This is a genomic window from Pantoea phyllosphaerae (genome assembly GCF_051025595.1).
Taxonomy (GTDB): domain Bacteria; phylum Pseudomonadota; class Gammaproteobacteria; order Enterobacterales; family Enterobacteriaceae; genus Pantoea.
This window is the reverse complement of the sequence record NZ_JBPFDE010000001.1, coordinates 158,644-179,647: the sequence shown is the minus strand read 5'-3', so window position 1 is coordinate 179,647 and position 21,004 is coordinate 158,644. Positions and strand designations below refer to the sequence as shown.

Here is a 21,004-nt window from a genome sequence, read left to right as displayed (position 1 = left end):
CCTTGCTTCATTAAAGGTGTAATGACGCTAAACGCAATATTTCGTTCTGCGTGGTTGTCTTGGTATCTACAATGCCCGCTACCTGACCGTTGCTCATCACCAGAATACGATCGGTAATGCCCAACAGCTCCGGCATTTCGGAAGAGATAATAATGATGCCCTTCTCTTTCTTCGCCAGCTCGGCAATCAGCTGGTAAATTTCGAACTTCGCGCCGACGTCAATGCCGCGCGTCGGTTCGTCAAGCATCAATATTTCAGGCTGGGTCAGTAGCCAGCGGCCGATAATCACCTTCTGCTGGTTGCCGCCCGAAAGCGATCCAATTTGCGTATGGTGGCCCGGCGTTTTTACGCGCATGGCGTCGATCACCCACTGGGTATCGCTTTTCATCCGCTTATTATCGAGCAGCCCGATATTGTTTTTATACTTCTTGATATTGGAGATTAGCGAGTTAAACCCGATATCGAGAAAGGCATAAATACCGGTCGAGCGGCGCTCTTCCGTCACCAGGGCGAAACCGTGGTTAATGGCTTCGTTGGCGCTGTGGTTATTAATCGCCTTGCCGTGCAGTTTAATGGTACCGCTCACCTTCTCGCGAATCCCGAACAGGGTTTCGACGATATCGGTACGCTTGGCGCCCACCAGCCCGGCGATGCCCAGAATCTCCCCTTTGCGCAAATCGAACGAAACGTCGCGGATCGACGGCTGACGCAGCGACGTTAAGTGGCGCACCTCAAGAATGGTTTCGCCCGGCACGTTGGTTTTGTCAGGAAAGCGCTGGTTCAGGGAGCGGCCGACCATCATGGAGATGATCTTATCCATATCCAGCCCTTCCAGCGGCTGGGTGGCGATCCACTGACCGTCGCGCAGAATAGTGATCTCGTCGCACAGCTGGAAAATCTCCTCCATCTTGTGCGAGATATAAACAATGCCGCAGCCGCGATCTTTCAGCTTGCGAATAATGGTGAACAGATGGTTCACCTCTTTTTCGGTCAGCGAAGAGGTTGGCTCGTCCATGATGACGATTTTGGCGTCATAGGAGAACGCCTTAGCGATTTCGATCATCTGCATCTGTGAAACAGAGAGCGTCGCCACTTTGTCGCGCGGATCGATATCGATATCCAGCTCGTCGAAGATCGCTTTGGTATCGCGATACATTTTGTCCTGATCGACAAACGGCCCTTTTTGCGGATAGCGACCCAGCCACATATTGTCCATAACGGTGCGCTGTAAAACCAGGTTCAGTTCCTGATGCACCATTGAAACGCCATTTTCCAGCGCCTCTTTTGAACTTTTAAAATCAATTTCCTCACCCTGAAACAGGATGCTCCCCGTATCTTTTTTATAAATACCAAACAGGCATTTCAATAATGTCGATTTACCGGCGCCGTTTTCACCCATCAATGCATGAACGGAGTGAGGCCGCACTTTTAAATTCACATTATCTAAGGCTTTAACCCCTGGAAATGATTTAGAGACGTTCGTCATTTCCAGCAGATATTCACGCTGCGCGGTCGGATTATCACTGGCCATAATTTACCTGGCTAAAAAAAGCGTTGGTCACGTGAAAACAGGGCGCGGCTTAGCCGCGCCCGGACAGGATTACTTCTGGAACTGAGACAGGTTCTCTTTGTCCACCGCCACGTAAGGCACGCGGACGATTTTATCGGCGATCTTATAGCTGGTGCCTTCGGTCGCGGCCTTGCCGTCCGCCAGGTTTTTCGCCATATCCAGCGTCGCTTTCGCCTGGTTCTCCGCATCGTTCAGCACGGTACCCGCCATCGCGCCCGACTTCACCAGCGCCAGCGCTTCCGGCAGCGCATCGACGCCGAACACCGGAATCGAGGTCTTGTTATGCGCTTTCAGCGCTTCGACCGCGCCCATCGCCATGGCGTCGTTGTTGGCGATCACCACTTCGATTTTATTGGCGTTCGGACCGGAGAGCCACGCATCCATTTTGTCTTTCGCCTGAGCGGTATCCCACATCGCCGTATCCATCGCCAGCTGCTGGGTCTTGATGCCGTCCTGATTCAGGGTATCGATAACGTATTTGGTGCGCGCTTCAGCATCCGGATGGCCCGGCTCGCCTTTCAGCAGCACGAACTGAATCTGACCATCTTTGTTCAGGTCCCAGTTCGGCGAGGCTTTCCAGTGCTTCTCAATCAGTTTGCCCTGAATAATGCCGGACTCTTTGGAGTCGGTGCCGACATAGTAGGCTTTGTCATAGCTGGCCAGCACTTTCGCGTTCGGCTCTTTGTTGAAGAACACCACCGGCACGTCATTACTGCGCGCCTTGTCAATCACCACGGCCGCCGCGGCCGGATCCACCAGGTTAATCGCCAGCGCCTTCACGCCTTTTGCCATCAGCACGTCGATCTGGTCGTTCTGTTTGGACTGGTCGTTCTGCGAGTCATTCATCAGCAGCTGTACGCCGCCAAGGTTTTTAGCCTCTTTCTCGATGTCCTTACGAACCATCGACATAAAGTTGTCGTCATACTTATAGATGGTCACGCCGATACGCGTGTCCGCTGCGTGTGCCGTTGCGCCGAACATCATGCTGGCAACCAAAGCTGTGAGCGTGAAAACCTTCTTATTCATGGTATCTCCGGTTTTTTGCAGGGTAGTACTGGCTCAGACGCGTCAGGCGCGCAGGAGCTTTCGGTAAAATAAGATTCGGCGAGTGGCAAAGAGGCGAGTGAAATCGCGCTGCCCCGCTGAATCGCCGTCCAGAAACCTGACTTCCATGTGCGACAACGCATCCTCAAGATGTGATGAACCTTTTCAACGGGTTGCTGAAACCACGCCTGCTGCGGTTAGTGCGGCGTTACATAATGTTTCAGTCCGGTAAGACGCTGCCATCATAGTGAGCGGCATGTTAATTAACTGTGAATACAATCACAGATTGAAAACGGTTACATGGCGCTATCGCCTGAATTAGTGACCGACTCCACATTTTGCCGCTGTGCCACAGAGTGACGACGCACCAGCGTCGGCATAAAGACGTGCTGCGCGCTGACGTCCAGCTGGCCTGCCGCGCCGCTCAGCGCCAGCTCGGTAGCAAGTTTGGCCATAGAAACAATGGGATAGCGCACCGTAGTCAGTTGCGGATCGGTGTAACGCGACATCGGGATATCATCGAAGCCGATGACAGAGAAGTGCTGTGGCACCTGAATACCGTTATCTTTCAGCGCGGTAAGTGCGCCAGCCGCCATGCCGTCGTTATAGGCGAAAATCGCGCTGAGGTGCACGTTGCGCCCCAGCAGCTCCACCATCGCCGCCTCGCCGCCCTGCATATCGGGCTCGGCGCTGGCGATCCAGCTCTCCTGCGGCCGAATCCCCTGCTCCGCCAGCGCCTGCTCCCAGCCCTCGCGCCGCTGCTGCACATCTTCAATGTCGTGGCTGGAGCAGAGGTAGCCGATGCGGCCGTGTCCCTGCTGCTGCAGCATGCGGGTCGCCATCAGCGCGCCTGCCACGTTATCCAGGCTGACGCAGCGATGAGCAAAACCAGGCACGATGCGGTTGACCATCACCATGCCTGGCACCTGCTGCATAAACGAGGCGAGCTCCTCGTCTGAAAGCGTTTTCGCGTGTACCACCAGCGCATTGCAGCGCTGACGGATCAGCACCTCAATCGCATGGCGCTCTTTATCTTCCTGATGCCAGGAGTTACTGATCAGCACATGTTTGTGCAGGCGCTGTGCCACGGTATCTACCGCTTTCACCAGCGCGCCAAAGAAGGGATCGGAGACGTCCATCACCACGACGCCGATGGTGTCGCTGATCTGCGTTGCCAGCGCCTGCGCGTTGGCGTTGGGCCGGTAGCCCAGTGAATCCACCGCCTGCAGCACCGCGTCGCGCGTCTCCGCGGTAACGGCGCTGCTGTTATTCAGCACGCGCGAGACGGTCGCCACCGACACGCCAGCCAGACGGGCAACATCACGAATCGTTATCATGCAGCTGTTCCACAGAGGAAAAAGGCATTACGCCAGGAAGTCATCCGGCGCTATTCTGGCAGGCGCGGCGAGGCAGCAGCGTGAATCACGTCACACTCATGAAAACGGTTACATACAATTATGTAACCTTTGTGATGAACATCATTATCTGAATGAGGAGCGATGCGGCGTTTTGCCCGCCGCCAGCTGCGTCAGGCGACGCCATAGCCATTCAAGCGGGCCCTGAGGAAAAAAGCGCAGCCATATCGTTGAGAAGAGAATATTGACCAGCCAGACAGCCGGCACAAACGCCAGCAGCTGCAGGCGATCGAAACGCATAAAGAGATCGAAGCGGTAGAAGAGCGTGGTGCAGATCAGCGTTTGCAGCAGATAGTTGCTGAGCGCCATGCGCCCGACGCACTGAATCGCCGACGTGAGGCGCCAGCGCGCCAGCTGCGGCCAGTAGCCGAGGATCAGCGCGGCGTAGCCAAGACTGATAAAAGGGCTGGCGAGATCGCGCGGCACCTGCAGGTAGAAGCCGCTCCAGCGAAACGACCAGTGCAGCATCCACTGCGACGCAACTCCCACCAGGGCGATGGCATAGCCGACGGCCAGCAGAAGCGCGGCGCAGCGGCGGTAGTGGCGCAGGCTAAACTCCCCGGTCAGCCAGCCGCAGCGCAGCAGCGCAGCGCCCATCATCATCAGCCCGGCCAGCTGCCAGCCATACTGCGCCGCCAGCGCCATCAGGCTGGAGGAGAGATGGTCGAGGCGGTTCTGCACCGCTTCCCAGCCGCCAGCCAGCTTCCAGAAGCGTTCATACTCCAGGTCAGCCGCGCCGGGCAGCCACGAGCGGCTCGGTTCGGGATCGGAGATGGAGCCGAAGATCAGCAGCACGCCGCAGCCCACCAGGTAGAGCAGCGCGCCGGTATGAAACAGGCTGCGCGTCGAGGGGACGTCGCGCAGCATACGCCAGACGATAAGACCGATAATGGCGTAATCGAGCAGGATATCCCCTTCCCACATCGCCACGGCGTGAAACAGGCCGATAAGCGCCAGCAGCGTCAGGCGCGCCGAGAGCCAGCGGCCGCCGCGCGGCAGCTGAAGCTGCAGGCCCGCGCCAAACAGCAGCGCGAATAAGGTCAGGAATTTCAGCTGTGCCAACAGGTCAAGCACCGCCCAGGTCCAGATCTCATCGGTGGCGGGATCGCCGCGCCAGGCGGGATTAAGATAGGCGGCAGAAGGTAAGGCGAAGCCAACAATGTTGAGCAACAAAATGCCGAGGATGGCGCAGCCGCGAATGAAATCCAGCACATGATAACGTTGCATAGCGATCCCTGTTAGCGTGAAGCACCGCCGCCTGAGAGCAGACGGCGGCTAAGGCTGCCGGTGTCCGTTAAATATGACGCACCGCGCGCAGGAACTCCTGACGGGTATTCTGGCTCGACTTAAACAGGCCGCCCAGCGAGGTGGTGGTGGTGGCGCTGGTGGCGTCTTTCACCCCGCGCGCTTTCACGCAGTAGTGCACCGCATCGATAGAGACCGCAACGTTGTTGGTGCCGAGCAGCGTCTGCAGCGCCACCAGCACCTGCTGAGTCAGACGCTCCTGCACCTGCGGGCGCTGGGCGAAGAACTGCACGATGCGGTTGATCTTCGACAGGCCGATCACCTTCTCTTTCGGAATATAGGCCACGGTCGCTTTGCCGTCGATAATCACGAAGTGATGCTCGCAGGTGCTGGTCAGGGTGATATCGCGCACCGTCACCATCTCATCCACTTTCATCTTGTTTTCGATGACGGTGATTTTGGGGAAGTTTGCGTAATCCAGACCGGAGAAAATCTCATCCACATACATTTTGGCGATGCGATGTGGCGTCTCCATCAGGCTGTCATCCTCAAGATCCAGATTCAGCAGCTGCATAACCTCAGTCATGTGGCCGGCGATCAGACGCTTCCGGGTTTCATCATCCATTTCACGCGTCGGCGCGCGTAACGGCGTTTCCAGACCTCGCGCCAGCAGCGCTTCGTGAACCAGGATTGCTTCCTGACTAAGGGTGCTCATCGTACTCATCTCCGCAGGTGTAACGCCCGCCGGGGAGACCGGCGGATTCAATTCTGAGCGCGTATTGTGAAGCTTTCCGCTGGGGTAATCCAGTAATCAATCCAATCGGCGATGAAAGCGTTTCACGACGACCGTCGCCACACCAGCAGTCCGGCCGCAGCCAGTGCCAGCCCGGCGATCCAGAGCGCCGGCTCGAGGCGATGCAGCAGCGCGGTGGAGAGCGACGACAGCACCGGCCCCACCAGCTGCCCGACGGCGTAGCCGGTGGTCAGCAGCCCGGCCATATAGCGCGTGTGCTGCGGCGCCAGCTCGCGCGCATAAGCCAGCGCCAGCTGCACTACGCAGAGGAAGCCGCCGCCCACCAGCAGCGCGCCGAGCAGCAGGCCGCTAAAGCCGGGCAGCGCCGCCGCCGCCGCGACGCCCAGCGCCTGCGCCCAGAGCACAAAGGCCAGCCGTCGGTTGCTGCTGGCAAGGCCGCGCGTCAGGATCCCCAGCGCGATGCCGACTATCGCCGCGCCGCCGAAGATCGGCCAGACGAACTGGGCGAAAGCGCCGTCGGGAAAGCGCGCCGCCGCCATCTGCGACAGAAAGGTGGCGGGCAGGATATAGCCGAAGCCCGCCAGGCCGTAGCTCAGCACCAGCCGCCGCAGGTCAGGGGTCAGCACCAGTGGGTCCGGCGCCTGCTCGGGACGATGCAGCTCGCCGACGCGGCGCGGCAAATTGCGCGCGATAGCGGCGACAATTAGCAGCGCCAGCAGGCCGTAGGCAGCCCACGCCAGCGAGGCGGACGCCTGCGACGCATGCAGCTGCACCGCCAGCAGGCCGCTGATAAAGATGCCCGCGCCCGGCCCGGCGAACACCGCCGCCGACAGGCTGGGACGCCCGTAATGATGCAGCTGCTCGCTGCTCCAGGCGGCGACCAGCACCAGTGCCACGCCGCTCGCCCAGCCAATCAAAAAGCGCACCACCCCGTGCAGCCAGGGGCCGCTGACGCAGGCGGAAAGCAGCGTCAGGATGACTGCGCCCCATACGCCCAGCTGCAGGCGCAGCTCGACGCGGCGCCGCGCGCGCATTGCGTCAAAAGAGCCGCACAGGTAGCCGAGATAGTTGAGCGCCGCCACCAGACTGGCGCTGGTCAGCGTCAGCTGGCCGTCGTGTATCATCAGCGGCACCTGCGGCGTAAAGGCGAACCGTCCGATGCCCATCACCACCACCAGCGCCAGAAAGGCGCTGAGCGCCACGCGAAAAGCCATATTCCTGCTCCCGGGTATTTTTATGCTTGCTTATAAGATGCCAGCTTATTAAACTCACGAAAACTGAATAATTCATAGCAAGTTGTTTACGAGAAGAGAATATATGGATCTTGTCCAGCTACGCATGTTCTGTTCCGTGGCCGAAACTGGTTCGCTGGCGCGCGCTGCGGAACAGCTCCATCGCGTCCCCTCCAACCTCACCACGCGGCTGCGCCAGCTGGAAGAAGAGATGGGCGTCGATCTGTTTATACGCGAGAAACAGCGCATTCGCCTGTCGCCGATGGGCCATAATTTCCTTAACTACGCGCAGCGCATCCTGGCACTGAGCGACGAGGCACTGAGCATGGCGCGCGCGGGTGAACCGGCCGGCAACTTTGCGCTCGGCTCGATGGAGAGCACCGCCGCAACGCGCCTGCCAGGCCTGCTGGCGGCCTATCATCAGCGCTTCCCGAAGGTGTCGCTGTCGCTAATCACCGGCACCTCCGGCGAGATTATTGACAAGGTGCGCGAAGGCACGCTGGCCGCCGCGCTGGTAGACGGTCCCGCGCCTTATGACGATCTCAACGGCTGCATCGCCTTTCGCGAAACCCTGACGCTGATCACCAGCCTGGATCATGCGCCGGTCGAGAGCGCGCGCGACGCGCAAAATGACACCCTGTTCGCGTTTCGCAACAGCTGCTCCTACCGCGTGAAGCTGGAATCCTGGTACCGGGACAGCGGTGTCGCCCCCGGCAGCGTGATGGAGATCCAGTCCTACCACGCGATGATGGCCTGCGTGGCGGGCGGTGCGGGCGTGGCGATGATCCCCGACTCGGTGCTGAAGCAGATGCCTGAGCGCGCCCGCGTGCAGGCGCATCAGCTGCCGGCGGCTTACCGCGACACCGCCACCTGGCTGATGTGGCGCCGCGACGCCTTTACTCCCAACGTCGAAGCACTGAAGTATTTGATTATTGATATGTTCGACGACCGTCCGCAGGACGACCAGCTGCTGCATCCACTACAGATGGCAGAGTAGTGGCTGATTACGCGCTATTTTTATTGATATGACGACCATGGACGCGACCAGACCGGCGCGTCCCCATCTGACCGCAAGAGGGATTGCATGAACATGATTAAAACTCGCGCCGCCGTTGCCTGGGCCGCTGGCGAACCACTGAAAATCGAAGAAGTGGATTTGATGCCGCCGCAGAAAGGCGAAGTGCTGGTGCGCATCGTTGCTACCGGCGTGTGCCATACCGATGCCTATACCCTGTCCGGCAAAGATCCGGAAGGTGTATTCCCGGCCATCCTCGGCCATGAAGGCGGCGGCGTAGTAGAAGCGGTCGGCGAAGGCGTCACCAGCGTCGCAGTCGGCGATCACGTGATCCCGCTTTACACCCCGGAGTGCGGCAAGTGCAAATTCTGCCTGTCGGGTAAAACCAACCTCTGCCAGGCGATCCGCGCCACTCAGGGCAAAGGCCTGATGCCGGACGGCACCACGCGCTTCTTCAAAGACGGCAAGCCAATTTTCCACTATATGGGCACCTCGACCTTCTCCGAGTACACCGTGGTACCGGAAATTTCGCTGGCGAAAATCAGCAAAGAGGCGCCGCTGGAAGAGGTATGCCTTTTGGGCTGCGGCGTGACCACCGGCATGGGCGCGGTGATGAACACGGCGAAAGTGAAAGAAGGCGATACCGTGGCGATTTTCGGCCTCGGCGGCATCGGCCTGTCGGCGATTATCGGCGCGAAGATGGCGAAAGCGGGCCGCATCATCGCTATCGACATCAACACCAGTAAATTCGACCTGGCGCGCAAACTGGGCGCGACTGACCTGGTAAACCCGAAAGATCATGAGAAGCCGATTCAGGAAGTGATCGTCGAGATGACCGACGGCGGCGTCGATTTCTCTTTTGAGTGCATTGGCAACGTCAACGTAATGCGTTCCGCGCTCGAGTGCTGCCATAAGGGCTGGGGCGAATCGGTGATTATCGGCGTGGCTGGCGCGGGCGAAGAGATCTCAACCCGTCCGTTCCAGCTGGTGACCGGCCGCGTCTGGCGCGGTTCCGCCTTCGGTGGCGTGAAGGGCCGCTCACAGCTGCCGGGCATCGTGCAGGATTACCTCGACGGCAAGTTCGCGCTGAACGACTTTATTACCCACACCATGCCGCTGGAAGAGATCAACGACGCCTTCGATCTGATGCATGAAGGGAAATCGATCCGTTCAGTGGTGCACTTTAACAAGTAATCGGGAGGCGATATGGCATCCACGCTGGAACTGCTGGAAGAACACCGGATGTTCGGCGGCTGGCAGCAACGCTGGCGACATCAGTCAGCCGCGCTTAACTGCCCGATGACCTTCAGCATATTTTTGCCCAATCCGAAAGGCGACACGCCGCCGCCCGCGGTGTGGTTTCTGGCAGGCCTGACCTGCACGGATGAGAACTTCAGCACCAAATCCGGCGCGCAGCGCGTCGCGGCGGAGCTGGGTCTGGTGCTGATTATGCCGGACACCAGCCCGCGCGGCGAGGCGGTCGCCAACGACGAGGCTTACGATCTCGGCCAGGGCGCAGGGTTTTACCTTAACGCCACCCAGGCGCCCTGGTCGGCCCACTTTCGCATGTTCGACTACCTGAGTCAGGAGTTGCCAGCGCTAATCGCCAGCAACTTCAACATCAGCGAGCGGCAGTCGATTATGGGGCATTCGATGGGCGGCCACGGCGCGCTGATGCTGGCGCTGCGTCTCGGCAACCGCTTTGCATCGGCGTCCGCCTTTGCGCCTATCGTCAATCCAAGCGAGGTGCCCTGGGGGCAGAAAGCGTTCAGCGCCTATCTGGGCGAGGATCGCGCGGCCTGGCGTGAATATGACAGCTGCGCGCTGATGCGCGAGGTGCAGTCGCGCTTGCCGCTCCTGATCGATCAGGGCGACAGCGATCAGTTCCTGGCGGATCAGCTGCAGCCGGAGCGGCTGGATGTGGTGGCGAAAGAGGTTGGGTTTCCGCTGACGCTGCGCGTGCAGCCGGGCTATGACCACAGCTACTACTTTATTGCGACCTTCGTCGAGGATCATCTGCGCTTCCATGCGCAGCACCTGCTGGTGTAGGTCGTTCAGGGCCGCGATGCGGCCCTGAACGTTTGGCAAGGTGTGCAGCCGACAGGCATTGCGCACACGCGGTTGGCATGGCCCGATCGCAAAGACGCAAAAAACGGCATCCCTGCCAGCTCGTCCCGCGACATACGCACCTCATCCCTGAGGTGCGCCCGTCACCGGGCTAACGCGCTGCGTTGTGCAAAAACGCTCCCGGCGTTTTTGTCCCTGTCGCGGGACGCTTTGCTCTTCGGGCCATGCCAACCACCTTCTCAACTCCGCTGCGCGCGGTTTAAACCAGTTCCGCGCCGACCAGCCCGTCAATCATCACCTGCGGCATTCCCTGCGAGCAGTGTTCGATACGTCCTTTCACGCCGTATACCTGCGCCAGCGTCTCCGGCGTAATCACCTGCTCCGGCACGCCGTCCGCTATCAGCGCGCCCTCTTTCAGCATCAGCGCATGGTGCGCATGGCGTAAGGCAATATTGATATCGTGCACCACCACCACGGTGACGATATTGCGCTGGGCGGTTTCGCGCCGCACCAGGTCCATCACGTGGAACTGATAGTTCAGGTCCAGCGCGCTCAGCGGCTCATCCAGCAGCAGCAACTCCGGGCGACGGATCAGCGACTGCGCCAGGCCGACCAGCTGTTTCTGCCCGCCTGAGAGCTGATCGAGATAGCGCATCGCCAGATGCGAAATGCCAAGCTGCTCCAGCAGATACATCACTTCCGCTTCGCTGGCGGCGTTATGCAAACCGCCCGAGGCGCGCTGCGCCACGATAATCGACTCCAGCACGTGCAGATGCACGCCCGCCGGCAGCGTCTGCGGCAGATAGACCACGCGCTGGGCGCGGCGCGCGAACGGCTGCTGCATCAGCTCTTCGCCGTTCAGCCACAGCTCGCCCTGCCCTTTGTTCAGCCCGGCCAGCGCGCGCAGCAGCGTCGACTTGCCGCAGCCGTTCGGCCCCAGCAGCACGGTAATCTTGCCGCGCGGCAGCAGCGCCACGCTGAGGTCCTCAATCACTTTGCGTTTGGGATAGCCTGCGGTGAAGTGTTTTAACGTTAGCCCCTGGGTCATACATTCCCCCGGTGGCGCAGAATAATGCTCAGGAAGAACGGCACGCCCACCAGCGAGGTGACGATGCCAACCGGAATAATCACGCCGGGAATCAGGTTCCTGGAGGCGACCGACGCCATCGAGAGCACCAGCGCGCCGGTCAGGGCGCTGGCGGGGAGATAGTAACGATGATCTTCGCCGAAGATCATACGGGCGATATGCGGCGCCACCAGCCCGATAAAACCGATCGGGCCGACAAAGGCGACCGCCAGCGCGGAGAGAATACTGATGCGCAGCAGCGTCGCCAGGCGCAGGCGGCGCACGTCGATGCCGAAGCTGACGGCGCGATCTTCGCCGAGGCGCAGCGCGGTCAGCTTCCAGCTGCTGAGCAGCGAGAACGGCAGCAGCAGCGCGAAGGCGGCGCTCAGCACGCCGAGCTTCTCCCAGGAGGCGCGCGCCAGGCTGCCCATGGTCCAGAACACCAGCCCCTGCAGGGTATCTTCGCTGGCGATAAACTGCATCATCGACACCAGCGCGTTAAAGGTGAACACCAGCGCGATGCCGAACAGCACCACGCCCGAGGTGGAGACCCGCGTCCAGCGCGTAACGCCGTCGAGCATCAGCGCGGCGAACAGCGCGAACACAAAGGCGTTAGCGGAGATCAGCCACTGATCCGGCACGCCGGGAATGCCGATGCCGAGAATAATCGCCAGCGCCGCGCCGAACGCCGCCGCCGAGGAGACGCCGAGGGTAAAGGGGCTGGCCAGCGGATTATTGAGGATGGTTTGCATCTCGGCGCCCGCCAGTCCGAGACAGAAGCCGACCACCACCGCCATCAGCGCGTAGGGCAAACGAATATCCCAGACGATGACGCGCGTACCGGCGTCAACCGTGGCGGGATGGAGCAGCGATTGCCAGAGCGTCGGCAGTGAGAGGCCGGCCGGGCCAAGGGTAAAGTCCAGCACCAGCGAGGCGACAATCGCCAGCACCAGCACGGCAATCATCAGCATGCGGCGGCGCAGTACCTGATGATAGCGGCCCATAGCGCCCTGCGCGGGCAGAGTTGAGTCCGTCATAAAAAGCCTGTTTTAAAGGTTCGGTCGAAAACGCTGCCACAATAGAGCAGATGATAATAATTATCAATTCTTCGACCTAAACAAAACGGCACCTTAACGAAAAAAAGCGCGGCCAGGCCGCGCTTACTGTGATAGTGAAGGTTAACGTCACGCTTTATGGGTCGGGAATTCCATCTCGCTGTACTTCACGAAGCGCGTGCCGCGCGTCAGCTTATAGCCCATCCAGATCAGCAGAAACAGCGGCAGGCCAATATAGGTGGCGGCGACGCCGTACCAGTCGATGCTGTCGTTGAGGAACGCCTGATAGTTCTGACCCAGCGTGATGATTAGACAGAGCACAAAGGCGAAAATCGGACCGAGCGGGAAAAAGCCCGAGCGGTACGGCAGGTCGTCCAGGCTGCGGCCCTGCCTGATATAGCCGCGGCGGAAGCGATAGTGGCTAATGGCGATGCCCAGCCAGGCGATAAAGCCGGTCATGCCCGAGGTATTGAGCAGCCAGAGATAAACTTCCTGATTGCCGAACTTCGAGGTCAGGAAGCAGAGGCCCGCCACGACGGTGGTCGCCAGCAGCGCGTTACGCGGCACGCCGCCTTTCGACAGCTGCGCGAAAATGCGCGGCGCTTTGCCTTCGCTCGCCAGGTTATAGAGCATGCGCGTCGAGGCGTACATGCCGGAGTTGCCCGCCGACAGCACCGACGTCAGGATCACCGCGTTCATCACCGCCGCCGCAGAGAGCAGTCCCGCGTTCTGGAACACCAGGGTAAAGGGGCTGACGCTGATATCGGTCACGTCGTTGTGCAGCAGTTGCGGATCGGTGTAAGGCAGGATCAGGCTGATAATCAGAATCGCGAAGATATAAAACAGCAGAATACGCCAGAAGACCTGGCGCACCGCGCGCGGAATGTTTTTCGCCGGATCTTCTGATTCGCCCGCCGCGATGCCGATCAGTTCAGTCCCCTGAAAAGAGAAGCCGACAATCATCGCCACGCCGATCATGGCGGCGAATCCGCCCGCAAACGGCGCGTCGCCGACCTGCCAGTTATGCCAGCCAGCGTGCTCGCCGCCGCGCAGAATACCCACGATCATCAGTACGCCGACCAGGATAAAAATAATCACGGTGGCGACTTTAATTAATGAGAACCAGTACTCGGCTTCGCCGAAACCTTTTACCGAGATAACGTTAAGCAGGAACATCAGACCCAGGAACAGCGCACTCCAGATCCAGCCCGGCGTATCGGGAAACCAGTAAGTCATCACCAGCTGCGATGCGACCAGATCCACGGCGATGGTGACCGCCCAGTTGTACCAGTAGTTCCAGCCGAGAGCGAAACCAAAGCCCTCTTCCACATATTTTGCGCCGTAGGTGGCGAAGGAGCCGGAAACCGGCATAAAGGCCGCCAGCTCGCCGAGGCTGGTCATCAGAAAGTAGACCATCAGGCCAATCAGCGCGTAGGAGAGCAGCGCGCCGCCCGGCCCCGCCTGGGAGATGGTGGCGCCGGAGGCCACGAACAGGCCGGTGCCGATCGATCCGCCGATGGCGATCATCGTCAGGTGACGCGCCTTTAACTCACGTCGTAACGCAGGTTGTTGTGTTGTATTTGTGTCGTTATGCATGTGTAAACACTAGGCTCGCTAAAAATGAGGCGCGATTGTAGCAATTCACCCTGCTCTGTATAGCATTGACGCCGTGTTATTAGTTACCTTCATGATCGCCGCTGAATTATAAGCAAAAACCTTTTGTGGCTACTCGCGGCAGTAGGAGAGAAAGCGGTCAAGCGCTCTGGAAAGGTGCTTCTGACGATGATGGATGCGGTACAGCGTGCGCGTCAGGCGCGGCAGCGGAATGGTCAGCTCCACTAAGGTGCCCGCCTCCAGCAGATCGGCGATCACGCGCCGCGACAGGCAGCTGATGCCCATATTGTGCCGCACCGCATGCTTGATCGCCTCAGAGTTGCCCAGCTCCATGCCCAGCTGAAAGGCGGGCAGGTGCGAGAGCAGCAGATAGTCGACGATTTCGCGCGTGCCGGAGCCGTGCTCGCGCAGGATCCAGGGGGCGTTGCCGAGACTCTCCAGCGTCACCGGCTGGCGCAGGATTTCCGCATCAGGCGCGGCAAAGACCACCAGCTCATCCTCCAGCCAGGCATCGCTCACCAGCTCGGTCATATGGCACGGCCCTTCGATCAGGCCGACGTCGACGCGAAAATCGGCCACCGCGTTGATCACATCCTGGCTGTTGCCGACGCTCAGCTCCAGCGGCAGGCCGGGAAAGTCGCGGCGATAGGCGGCTATCATGCCCGGCAGCAGGTAATTGCCGATAGTGCTGCTGGCGTAGATGCGGATCGCGCCATTGTCCTCTTTAAACAGCTGTTCGATTTCGCTCGCCTGCTCCAGCAGGCCAATGGCGCGCGGATAGAGCAAGCGGCCATGTTCGTTGAGCACCAGCCGCTTGCCGACCCGATCGAACAGCTGAACCCCAAGCTGGCCCTCCAGATCCGCCAGCGCCGCGCTTACCGCCGACTGCGAGAGCGCCAGCACCTGCGACGCCTGCGTGGTTGAACCGCTTTTCAGCACTTCGGTAAAGACTTCTATCTGCCGCAGCGTGATATGCATGGCATCTCCTTACATCGCGTAGCGCTGCACAAGGTAGTACAGCACCGACAGCCAGATCAGCACCATCAAAAACAGGCCGAAGCCGCTGACCACTTTTTTGCCGCGCGCGCGCTGCACTTCGGCGCGCTCCGCGCTGCTGATACGAACGTCGCGCGGCAGCAGACGCAGCAGGATCAGCACGCCGAGCGGAATAATAATCGCATCGTCGAGCAGGCCGACGATCGGGATGAAATCGGGGATCAGATCGATGGGGCTAAGCGCATAGGCCACCAGCCCGAAGGCCAGCAGCTTGAACCACCAGGGCGTGCGCGGGTCGCGACAGGCGAACCACAGCGTCAGCACATCTTTTTTAATCAGGGCGGCCCAGCGGCGTAAACGTCCAAATAACATGTTTCGGCCTTATCGGTTTATCTGGTTAATTATAAATATATTATCAATTTCACTTTTAAGCCAGCGCGGCGCATGCTTTGCCCGACACAAGGAGCAGATTATGACAGAGCTGACTTTTCCCCGACTTCCCTTTTTTATGCAACACCGTTTTCCCGGCCTGCTGCTGACCGTCGCCATTGCCGGCGGCGCGGCCTGGCTGGCGCAGCGCCCGGCGATCGCTGGCCTGGGCCTCGGCGCGCTGACGCTGGCGATTATGCTCGGCATTCTGGTCGGCAACACGCTTTACCCTTCCCTCGCCCCGCACTGCGATGCGGGCGTGCTGATGGCGAAGCAGAAGCTGTTGCGCCTCGGCGTTATTCTGTTCGGTTTCCGCATTACGCTGCAGCAGATCGCTGACGTCGGCGCGAGCGGCGTGCTGATAGACGTGCTGACGCTGAGCTCAACCTTCTTTATTACCTGTCTGCTGGGCATCCGGCTGCTGAAGCTCGACCGCGAAACGGTCTGGCTGATCGGCGCGGGCAGCAGCATCTGCGGCGCGGCGGCGGTGCTCGCCACCGAACCCGTGGTGAGAGCGTCACCGACGAAAGTGGCGGTGGCCGTAGCGACCGTGGTGCTGTTCGGCACCCTGGCTATCTTGATCTATCCCCCGCTCTGGCTGCTGGCGCAACACCATTTCCCGCAGCTGAGCATCGCGCAGTTCGGCATCTTTACCGGTTCGACCATCCACGAGGTGGCGCAGGTGGTGGCGGCCGGTCATGCGGTCGGCCCGGAGGCGGAGAACAGCGCGGTGATCGCTAAAATGCTGCGCGTCATGATGCTGGCACCGTTTCTGCTCTGCCTGAGCGGCTGGCTGCGCCGCGCGCCGCAGCCAACGCAGCGCCAGGGCATCGCGTTTCCCTGGTTCGCGCTCGGTTTTGTCGGCGTGGCGCTGTTTAATTCTCTGCATCTGCTGCCGACCGCGTGGGTCGCCAATATTAATCAGGTCGCTAACCTGATGCTGGCGATGGCGATGGCGGCGCTCGGCCTCACCACGCGCTTCGGCGCGCTGCGTCAGGCAGGCGTGAAACCGCTGCTGCTGGGGCTGATGGTATTCGTCTGGCTGATCGTCGGCGGCGGCGCCATCAATCTGCTGGCGCAGCATTTCTTGCAGTAGACGCATCGGGTATGATGCGGGCTTCTTTTAGTCAGCCTTTTCAGGAGAAGCGGCATGAAATATATCGGCGCACACGTCAGCGCGTCTGGCGGCGTAGAGCAGGCAGTGATTCGTGCCCATGAACTGGAAGCCACCGCGTTTGCCCTGTTTACTAAGAATCAGCGGCAGTGGAAGGCGGCCCCGCTTTCGGCGGAGACCATCGACGCCTTTAAGGCCGCCTGCGAAAAATACTATTTCGGCCCGCAGCAGATCCTGCCGCATGACAGCTTCCTGATTAACCTTGGCCATCCGGAAGCAGAGCCGCTGGAGAAGTCGCGCGCCGCTTTTATCGACGAGATGCAACGCGCCGAGCAGCTGGGTCTGACGCTGCTTAACTTCCATCCCGGCAGCCATCTTAACAAGATCGACGAAGAGGCGTGCCTGAAGCGCATCGCCGAGTCGGTGAATATCGCGCTGGATAAGACCTCGCAGGTGGTGGCGGTCATCGAGAATACCGCCGGTCAGGGCAGCAACCTCGGCTTTCGCTTTGAACATCTGGCGACCATTATTGAGCACGTCGAGGATAAATCGCGCGTCGGCGTCTGCATTGATACCTGTCACGCCTTCGCGGGCGGCTACGATCTGCGTACCGAAGCGGCGTGCGAAGAGACCTTTGCCGAGTTCGAGCGTATCGTCGGCTTCCAGTATTTGCGCGGCATGCACCTTAACGACGCCAAGAGCGCCTTCGGCAGCCGCGTTGACCGCCATCACAGCCTGGGCGAAGGCAATATCGGCAAAACGCCGTTTAGCTGGCTGATGAAAGATGCGCGCTTCGATGGCATTCCGCTGATTCTGGAGACCATTAATCCGGATATCTGGAAAGATGAGATCGCCTGGCTGAAGGCAGAGCAGAAGAATTAACACCGCCTTGCTGCCTGCACACCGCACAAAAGTTAACAAGCGGGTGGCATGGGCCAAAGAGCAGAGCGTCCCGCGCTATGGGCAAAACGCCGGGGAGGCCGCAGAAGGAATTGTGGAGTAGCTATCGCTTTAAGGTAACAAGCTGATTATAAACTTAAATCCCAGTCAGCTTCGGCTGGGGTTGAATATTCAAGAGAGGGAAATTTTGACGGGTCGCGGATAACGATAGTGCCTTCACTCACCGCCGACGTCGTGGTGGAGTCCGCGCTGTCCGAGCCGTTCAGCCCCGCCAGCATCCCGTTCGCCATGTTTCCGGCGAACTGTCCGGCGAGGCCGCCGCCGGTGCTGATACCCGCGCTCTGATGCTCCACCTCATATTCCGCGTGATTGTGGATGTCGCCGAAGCCCAGCGTGCCGGTGTCGAGCGTATTCAGGCTGGCATCTGCTGTACTCGCAATGACCGCGCCGTTCAGCTGCGTGTGCTCACCCACCGTCACGTCAAAGCCGCCCTTGCCCGCAAAAATCCCGGTCTGCTCCGCCACGCTCTGCCAGGTGCTGTGCATCTTATCCCGGCTCACGTTCACGTTCGCCGAGCCGGGCGCTGAGCCGAAGGTGAAGCTGCCGCCCGCGCCGGCGCTCTGCTGTTTACTGTCGTAGCGGTCGCTGTCCTGCTCTGAGGTCAGCAGCAGGTTGCGGCCCGCGTCGACGGTGACCTTCTCACCGCTGGCCTGCACGCCCGTGAGCGTCGTATCACGCCCGCTGGTCAGGCTGAGCTGGCTGCCCGCGTCCAGCCTGGTTTCGCTGTGCGTCAGCCCGTTGCCTTTTTCACTGCCCTTCGCCGCGTTGACGCCCGCCGACACGCTGATGCCGTAGCCGCCCGACCCTGCGCCGATGCCCCCCCCGGCGCTGCCGCCCTTACTGCTGCTGGTGCTGTCGGTGCGCTGCGTGTTCTGCGCCGACTGCAGGTTAATGTCCCGCGCCGCGTCCAGACTCAGGTCGCCGCCCGCCTTCAGCTGGCTGCCGGTGATGCTGATGTCGCCACTTCCGTCCGTGCCGTTTTTGCCGGTCGCCGTAACGTTAAGGTTCCGGCCCGCCGTCAGCGTGCTGCCCTGCGACCGGCTGCTCTCGGTGCGCGTTTCGCTTTTCGACGACTGGCTGCCGTACGTGGCGCTGACGCCGACGGTGCTGGTCGCGCCCGTCTCATAGTCTTTATCGCCAGGACTCCGGCCTGCGGCGGCATTGCGCGCATCCGCTGAGGCCGTGTTCAGCCCCTCCATCTGCACCGCCTGCGCCGCCTGAGTGTTCTGCAGCGTGCTGCCGGTGCTGCTCTCGCTGTCCTGAGCGTGCAGGCTGAGCATTTTATCAGCACTGAAAATCCTGTTATTACCGGTTGCGGTAGAGATGTGATAGTGATTTTGCTGCCAGAGTAAAAACTGACTGATATGGATTCGCAGTATGAAAAACCTGCGTGTTTGCAGAGGGCATAAAAGAAGAAAAAGACACGAAGTATTAACCGAAAAAACAATCAATTTTCAGAGATGCTTCGCAGTTTATTACTTAGCTTTCAGCGGGTTTACACAGCATAGGGTGTATATTTGAACATGAGGAAAAAGGACAGGGAGAACGTAACGAGAGATTTTTTAGCGCGGGCTGAGGGTGATGCAACACTAACAGCCCGCTGACCATAAGCAACTAACGAGGAGTTGATCATGGCTGACACGCATCATAAGTCAGAGACACGCACACCCTGTCCCGCAGTTGAGCGGTAAAACCGTGCGCGGCCGTGGCAACCGCGCGGCAGACAATAGGCGAAAAAATCCCGGCGGCGGTGGCCGGGATTTGTCAATTAACTTTTCAGGCTCTTATAAAAATCTAAAACACTATCTAGATCCGTACTCCATTCAGATATTTTCATACCATCTTCATCATGAGTAGTTCGCTCATCAATAAATTCGTTTATCTTCTCCGGAGAAAAATTTTTGTGCTCCTCAAGAAAGATAATACTATTTTGCACATGAACTATTCCCGCCTTAAAGTATAAGGCCCAAACAAAAACAAAATTTGCTAGCTCAGGCTCATACATTGAGACAGCAAGAGCTGCATGGTTTTTCTTTGTTAATCCCTCGTCAAGTGACTTCAACCAACTTTTTTTATAATCATTAATATTCCAGTAAGTTAAGGGGATATTCATAGATTCTGTAAAGTCGCCAATAACGATTGACGCGGGCGCAAAAAGCGCACCCTCAATGTCAATCTGCTTATCCTCAGGGAAGATACCAAACATATATCAGTCCTTAATTTTGTTTAGCTCACTATCGTAAGTGCCAATTCGTTTACCTTTGCTGTTGAATAATTTCCAACCATTAGAAACATTATGACTATCAACATCAGGAGTGATGTAATTTTTTCCATTGTAAAACACAGGTTGACCATGTGAATCAAACGGTGCCTTTTGGGGTGGAATCCTACGATCAAAAGCCCTTGCTGCCGTTTTTGCTGTCGGTGACGGTGACGGTGATGATAAGATTTATTGAGTAGCGTCCATTATCAGGTAACTGGCTGGTTATAAAGTAAAACCCCAGCCGTGAAAACTGGGCGTTCTATTAACAAGATGTTATTGTTGGACTAACAGAAGACAGTACTTCAATAACATCATCTCCTGTAACTATTAAGTAATGATTTATATAACCCCCATCATGTATGTTGGCGCTTTGCTCATTAAACCATGATAAATAATGAGATCCTTCTACTGTATAAATTCCTGTAATCATCTGACCATTCAAATCATCTTGCATTTTTAGCAAGTCACCTTCATCTGTTACACGAAAGGAGTGTATCCATTCAAAAGTAACCAGAACATTACTTTTAACATACCCATCAGATAAGTTGAAAGTTAGCTCAAGTGTTCCAGAAAAATATTTAACATCCTTTAACTGACTATTTTTAAAGGAATTAAAACCGATATCAAGACTTAAAATTTTCTCAGTCATATGGCATCACTCATCATATCTAAATTTAACTCTATTCTTACCAGACTGTATTTCTAAAGTGGACCTACCATCTGTGCTACGCTCTCTGACAACTACAGTTCTTCCATTAGAAATTTTACCAACTCGGCCACCAGGAATATCTTTAATTTCAGTAAGTTTTAGCAGATCGAACTCTTTGTTAGCAGCTTCACTCCCACTTGTTCTTTCAAAAATTTTTAATCGACCTGTTGTTTCCTGACCTTTTGATGATGAAGACATCAGGTCATCAACAGTCGTCTTTTGTTCATTATTCCGCGCATTTTCTTCATCCTGCGGTTCCCATCCGCCCGGTGTTCCCGATCCAGCTCCCCCCAGTTCCGCTTTCTCCGCATCCGTCAGATCTTTGACCACATTCGGATCGCGTGAATTTGCAGCTTGGTCGCGTGCTTCAACAATTGAAGGGCCGTCAGTAATCTGCGGAGTATCCTCCTCAGTTCCTGACCCTTTCAGAGCCTTATCCAGCTCCGAGGCAATGTT

18 protein-coding genes and 2 pseudogenes are annotated in these 21,004 nt (G+C 58.3%); 5 read left to right on the top strand and 15 right to left on the bottom strand.

The window, feature by feature from the left end; translation table 11 throughout:
* Positions 1-10 precede the first annotated feature (10 nt).
* The 6 genes from mglA to ACR6A7_RS00770 form a co-directional block, all read right to left on the bottom strand.
* Positions 11-1,531 (bottom strand): galactose/methyl galactoside ABC transporter ATP-binding protein MglA, encoded by a 1,521-nt coding sequence (gene mglA / locus ACR6A7_RS00795; RefSeq protein WP_434122842.1) that lies wholly within the window; start codon positions 1,529-1,531, stop codon positions 11-13.
* A gap of 69 nt (positions 1,532-1,600) precedes the next feature.
* Complete coding sequence (mglB, locus tag ACR6A7_RS00790; protein WP_434122841.1) at positions 1,601-2,596, bottom strand: galactose/glucose ABC transporter substrate-binding protein MglB; 996 nt, start codon at positions 2,594-2,596, stop codon at positions 1,601-1,603.
* 314 nt (positions 2,597-2,910) lie between these two features.
* Positions 2,911-3,951 carry an HTH-type transcriptional regulator GalS gene (galS, locus tag ACR6A7_RS00785; RefSeq protein ID WP_434122840.1) on the bottom strand — a complete coding sequence of 347 codons (1,041 nt, stop codon included), beginning with the start codon at positions 3,949-3,951 and terminating at the stop codon, positions 2,911-2,913.
* A gap of 144 nt (positions 3,952-4,095) precedes the next feature.
* Positions 4,096-5,256, bottom strand: coding sequence for a DUF418 domain-containing protein YeiB (gene yeiB, locus ACR6A7_RS00780; protein ID WP_434122839.1), 1,161 nt, complete (start codon positions 5,254-5,256; stop codon positions 4,096-4,098).
* 67 nt (positions 5,257-5,323) lie between these two features.
* Complete coding sequence (folE, locus tag ACR6A7_RS00775; protein ID WP_434122838.1) at positions 5,324-5,989, bottom strand: GTP cyclohydrolase I FolE; 666 nt, start codon at positions 5,987-5,989, stop codon at positions 5,324-5,326.
* Positions 5,990-6,111: 122 nt separating this feature from the next.
* Positions 6,112-7,242, bottom strand: a complete 1,131-nt coding sequence (locus tag ACR6A7_RS00770; protein WP_434122837.1) for a YbfB/YjiJ family MFS transporter — start codon at positions 7,240-7,242, stop codon at positions 6,112-6,114.
* A gap of 103 nt (positions 7,243-7,345) precedes the next feature.
* Here ACR6A7_RS00770 and ptrR point away from each other — a divergent pair, with 103 nt between their 5' ends.
* The 3 genes from ptrR to fghA all read left to right on the top strand — a co-directional run bounded on the left by ptrR (position 7,346) and on the right by fghA (position 10,324).
* On the top strand, positions 7,346-8,257 hold the full coding sequence (gene ptrR / locus ACR6A7_RS00765; protein ID WP_434122836.1) for a putrescine utilization regulator PtrR: 912 nt from the start codon (positions 7,346-7,348) through the stop codon (positions 8,255-8,257).
* Between the two features lie 87 nt (positions 8,258-8,344).
* On the top strand, positions 8,345-9,469 hold the full coding sequence (locus ACR6A7_RS00760; RefSeq protein ID WP_434122835.1) for an S-(hydroxymethyl)glutathione dehydrogenase/class III alcohol dehydrogenase: 1,125 nt from the start codon (positions 8,345-8,347) through the stop codon (positions 9,467-9,469).
* Positions 9,470-9,481: 12 nt separating this feature from the next.
* On the top strand, positions 9,482-10,324 hold the full coding sequence (fghA, locus tag ACR6A7_RS00755) for an S-formylglutathione hydrolase (protein ID WP_434122833.1): 843 nt from the start codon (positions 9,482-9,484) through the stop codon (positions 10,322-10,324).
* Positions 10,325-10,601: 277 nt separating this feature from the next.
* On the opposite strand, the gene ACR6A7_RS00750 is transcribed toward fghA, so the two are convergent.
* The 5 genes from ACR6A7_RS00750 to ACR6A7_RS00730 form a co-directional block, all read right to left on the bottom strand.
* Entirely contained in the window at positions 10,602-11,390 is a 789-nt protein-coding gene (locus ACR6A7_RS00750; protein ID WP_434122832.1) for an ABC transporter ATP-binding protein, read from the bottom strand.
* Positions 11,387-12,445 (bottom strand): FecCD family ABC transporter permease, encoded by a 1,059-nt coding sequence (locus tag ACR6A7_RS00745; RefSeq protein WP_434122830.1) that lies wholly within the window; start codon positions 12,443-12,445, stop codon positions 11,387-11,389. Before ACR6A7_RS00745 ends, ACR6A7_RS00750 begins: the two co-directional genes overlap by 4 nt.
* Before the next feature lie 147 nt (positions 12,446-12,592).
* The gene (locus ACR6A7_RS00740; RefSeq protein WP_434122829.1) at positions 12,593-14,059 is read right to left on the bottom strand and encodes an amino acid permease; all 1,467 of its coding nucleotides are present in this window, start codon (positions 14,057-14,059) and stop codon (positions 12,593-12,595) included.
* 129 nt (positions 14,060-14,188) lie between these two features.
* Positions 14,189-15,055 carry a DNA-binding transcriptional regulator YeiE gene (gene yieE / locus ACR6A7_RS00735; protein ID WP_434122827.1) on the bottom strand — a complete coding sequence of 289 codons (867 nt, stop codon included), beginning with the start codon at positions 15,053-15,055 and terminating at the stop codon, positions 14,189-14,191.
* Positions 15,056-15,064: 9 nt separating this feature from the next.
* A complete protein-coding gene (locus tag ACR6A7_RS00730; protein ID WP_434122826.1) occupies positions 15,065-15,445 on the bottom strand; it encodes a YkvA family protein in 381 nt (126 codons plus the stop codon).
* Positions 15,446-15,545: 100 nt separating this feature from the next.
* On the opposite strand from ACR6A7_RS00730, the gene ACR6A7_RS00725 reads away from it, so the two are divergent.
* On the top strand, positions 15,546-16,598 hold the full coding sequence (locus tag ACR6A7_RS00725; RefSeq protein ID WP_434122825.1) for a YeiH family protein: 1,053 nt from the start codon (positions 15,546-15,548) through the stop codon (positions 16,596-16,598).
* Between the two features lie 54 nt (positions 16,599-16,652).
* Positions 16,653-17,498, top strand: coding sequence for a deoxyribonuclease IV (gene nfo / locus ACR6A7_RS00720; RefSeq protein WP_434122824.1), 846 nt, complete (start codon positions 16,653-16,655; stop codon positions 17,496-17,498).
* 212 nt (positions 17,499-17,710) lie between these two features.
* On the opposite strand, the pseudogene ACR6A7_RS00715 reads toward nfo, so the two are convergent.
* From ACR6A7_RS00715 to ACR6A7_RS00700, 4 genes and pseudogenes are all read right to left on the bottom strand, one after another.
* Positions 17,711-18,775, bottom strand: a pseudogene (locus ACR6A7_RS00715) (hemagglutinin repeat-containing protein); the annotation flags it as partial.
* Positions 18,776-19,344: 569 nt separating this feature from the next.
* Positions 19,345-19,782, bottom strand: a complete 438-nt coding sequence (locus ACR6A7_RS00710; RefSeq protein WP_434122823.1) for a hypothetical protein — start codon at positions 19,780-19,782, stop codon at positions 19,345-19,347.
* A gap of 3 nt (positions 19,783-19,785) precedes the next feature.
* Positions 19,786-19,974: pseudogene (locus ACR6A7_RS00705) on the bottom strand (toxin C-terminal domain-containing protein); the annotation flags it as partial.
* Positions 19,975-20,101: 127 nt separating this feature from the next.
* A complete protein-coding gene (locus tag ACR6A7_RS00700) occupies positions 20,102-20,488 on the bottom strand; it encodes a hypothetical protein (protein WP_434122822.1) in 387 nt (128 codons plus the stop codon).
* Positions 20,489-21,004 lie beyond the last annotated feature (516 nt).

Coding starts and splice junctions, on each gene's coding strand:
- nfo (WP_434122824.1), top strand. CDS start 16,653: ATGAAATATATCGGCGCACACGTCAGCGCGTCTGGCGGCGTAGAGCAG.
- ACR6A7_RS00710 (WP_434122823.1), bottom strand. CDS start 19,782: ATGTTTGGTATCTTCCCTGAGGATAAGCAGATTGACATTGAGGGTGCG.
- ACR6A7_RS00760 (WP_434122835.1), top strand. CDS start 8,345: ATGAACATGATTAAAACTCGCGCCGCCGTTGCCTGGGCCGCTGGCGAA.
- ACR6A7_RS00730 (WP_434122826.1), bottom strand. CDS start 15,445: ATGTTATTTGGACGTTTACGCCGCTGGGCCGCCCTGATTAAAAAAGAT.
- folE (WP_434122838.1), bottom strand. CDS start 5,989: ATGAGCACCCTTAGTCAGGAAGCAATCCTGGTTCACGAAGCGCTGCTG.
- ACR6A7_RS00750 (WP_434122832.1), bottom strand. CDS start 11,390: ATGACCCAGGGGCTAACGTTAAAACACTTCACCGCAGGCTATCCCAAA.
- mglB (WP_434122841.1), bottom strand. CDS start 2,596: ATGAATAAGAAGGTTTTCACGCTCACAGCTTTGGTTGCCAGCATGATG.
- ACR6A7_RS00700 (WP_434122822.1), bottom strand. CDS start 20,488: ATGACTGAGAAAATTTTAAGTCTTGATATCGGTTTTAATTCCTTTAAA.
- fghA (WP_434122833.1), top strand. CDS start 9,482: ATGGCATCCACGCTGGAACTGCTGGAAGAACACCGGATGTTCGGCGGC.
- ACR6A7_RS00745 (WP_434122830.1), bottom strand. CDS start 12,445: ATGACGGACTCAACTCTGCCCGCGCAGGGCGCTATGGGCCGCTATCAT.
- yeiB (WP_434122839.1), bottom strand. CDS start 5,256: ATGCAACGTTATCATGTGCTGGATTTCATTCGCGGCTGCGCCATCCTC.
- ACR6A7_RS00725 (WP_434122825.1), top strand. CDS start 15,546: ATGACAGAGCTGACTTTTCCCCGACTTCCCTTTTTTATGCAACACCGT.
- ACR6A7_RS00740 (WP_434122829.1), bottom strand. CDS start 14,059: ATGCATAACGACACAAATACAACACAACAACCTGCGTTACGACGTGAG.
- ACR6A7_RS00770 (WP_434122837.1), bottom strand. CDS start 7,242: ATGGCTTTTCGCGTGGCGCTCAGCGCCTTTCTGGCGCTGGTGGTGGTG.
- ptrR (WP_434122836.1), top strand. CDS start 7,346: ATGGATCTTGTCCAGCTACGCATGTTCTGTTCCGTGGCCGAAACTGGT.
- yieE (WP_434122827.1), bottom strand. CDS start 15,055: ATGCATATCACGCTGCGGCAGATAGAAGTCTTTACCGAAGTGCTGAAA.
- galS (WP_434122840.1), bottom strand. CDS start 3,951: ATGATAACGATTCGTGATGTTGCCCGTCTGGCTGGCGTGTCGGTGGCG.
- mglA (WP_434122842.1), bottom strand. CDS start 1,531: ATGGCCAGTGATAATCCGACCGCGCAGCGTGAATATCTGCTGGAAATG.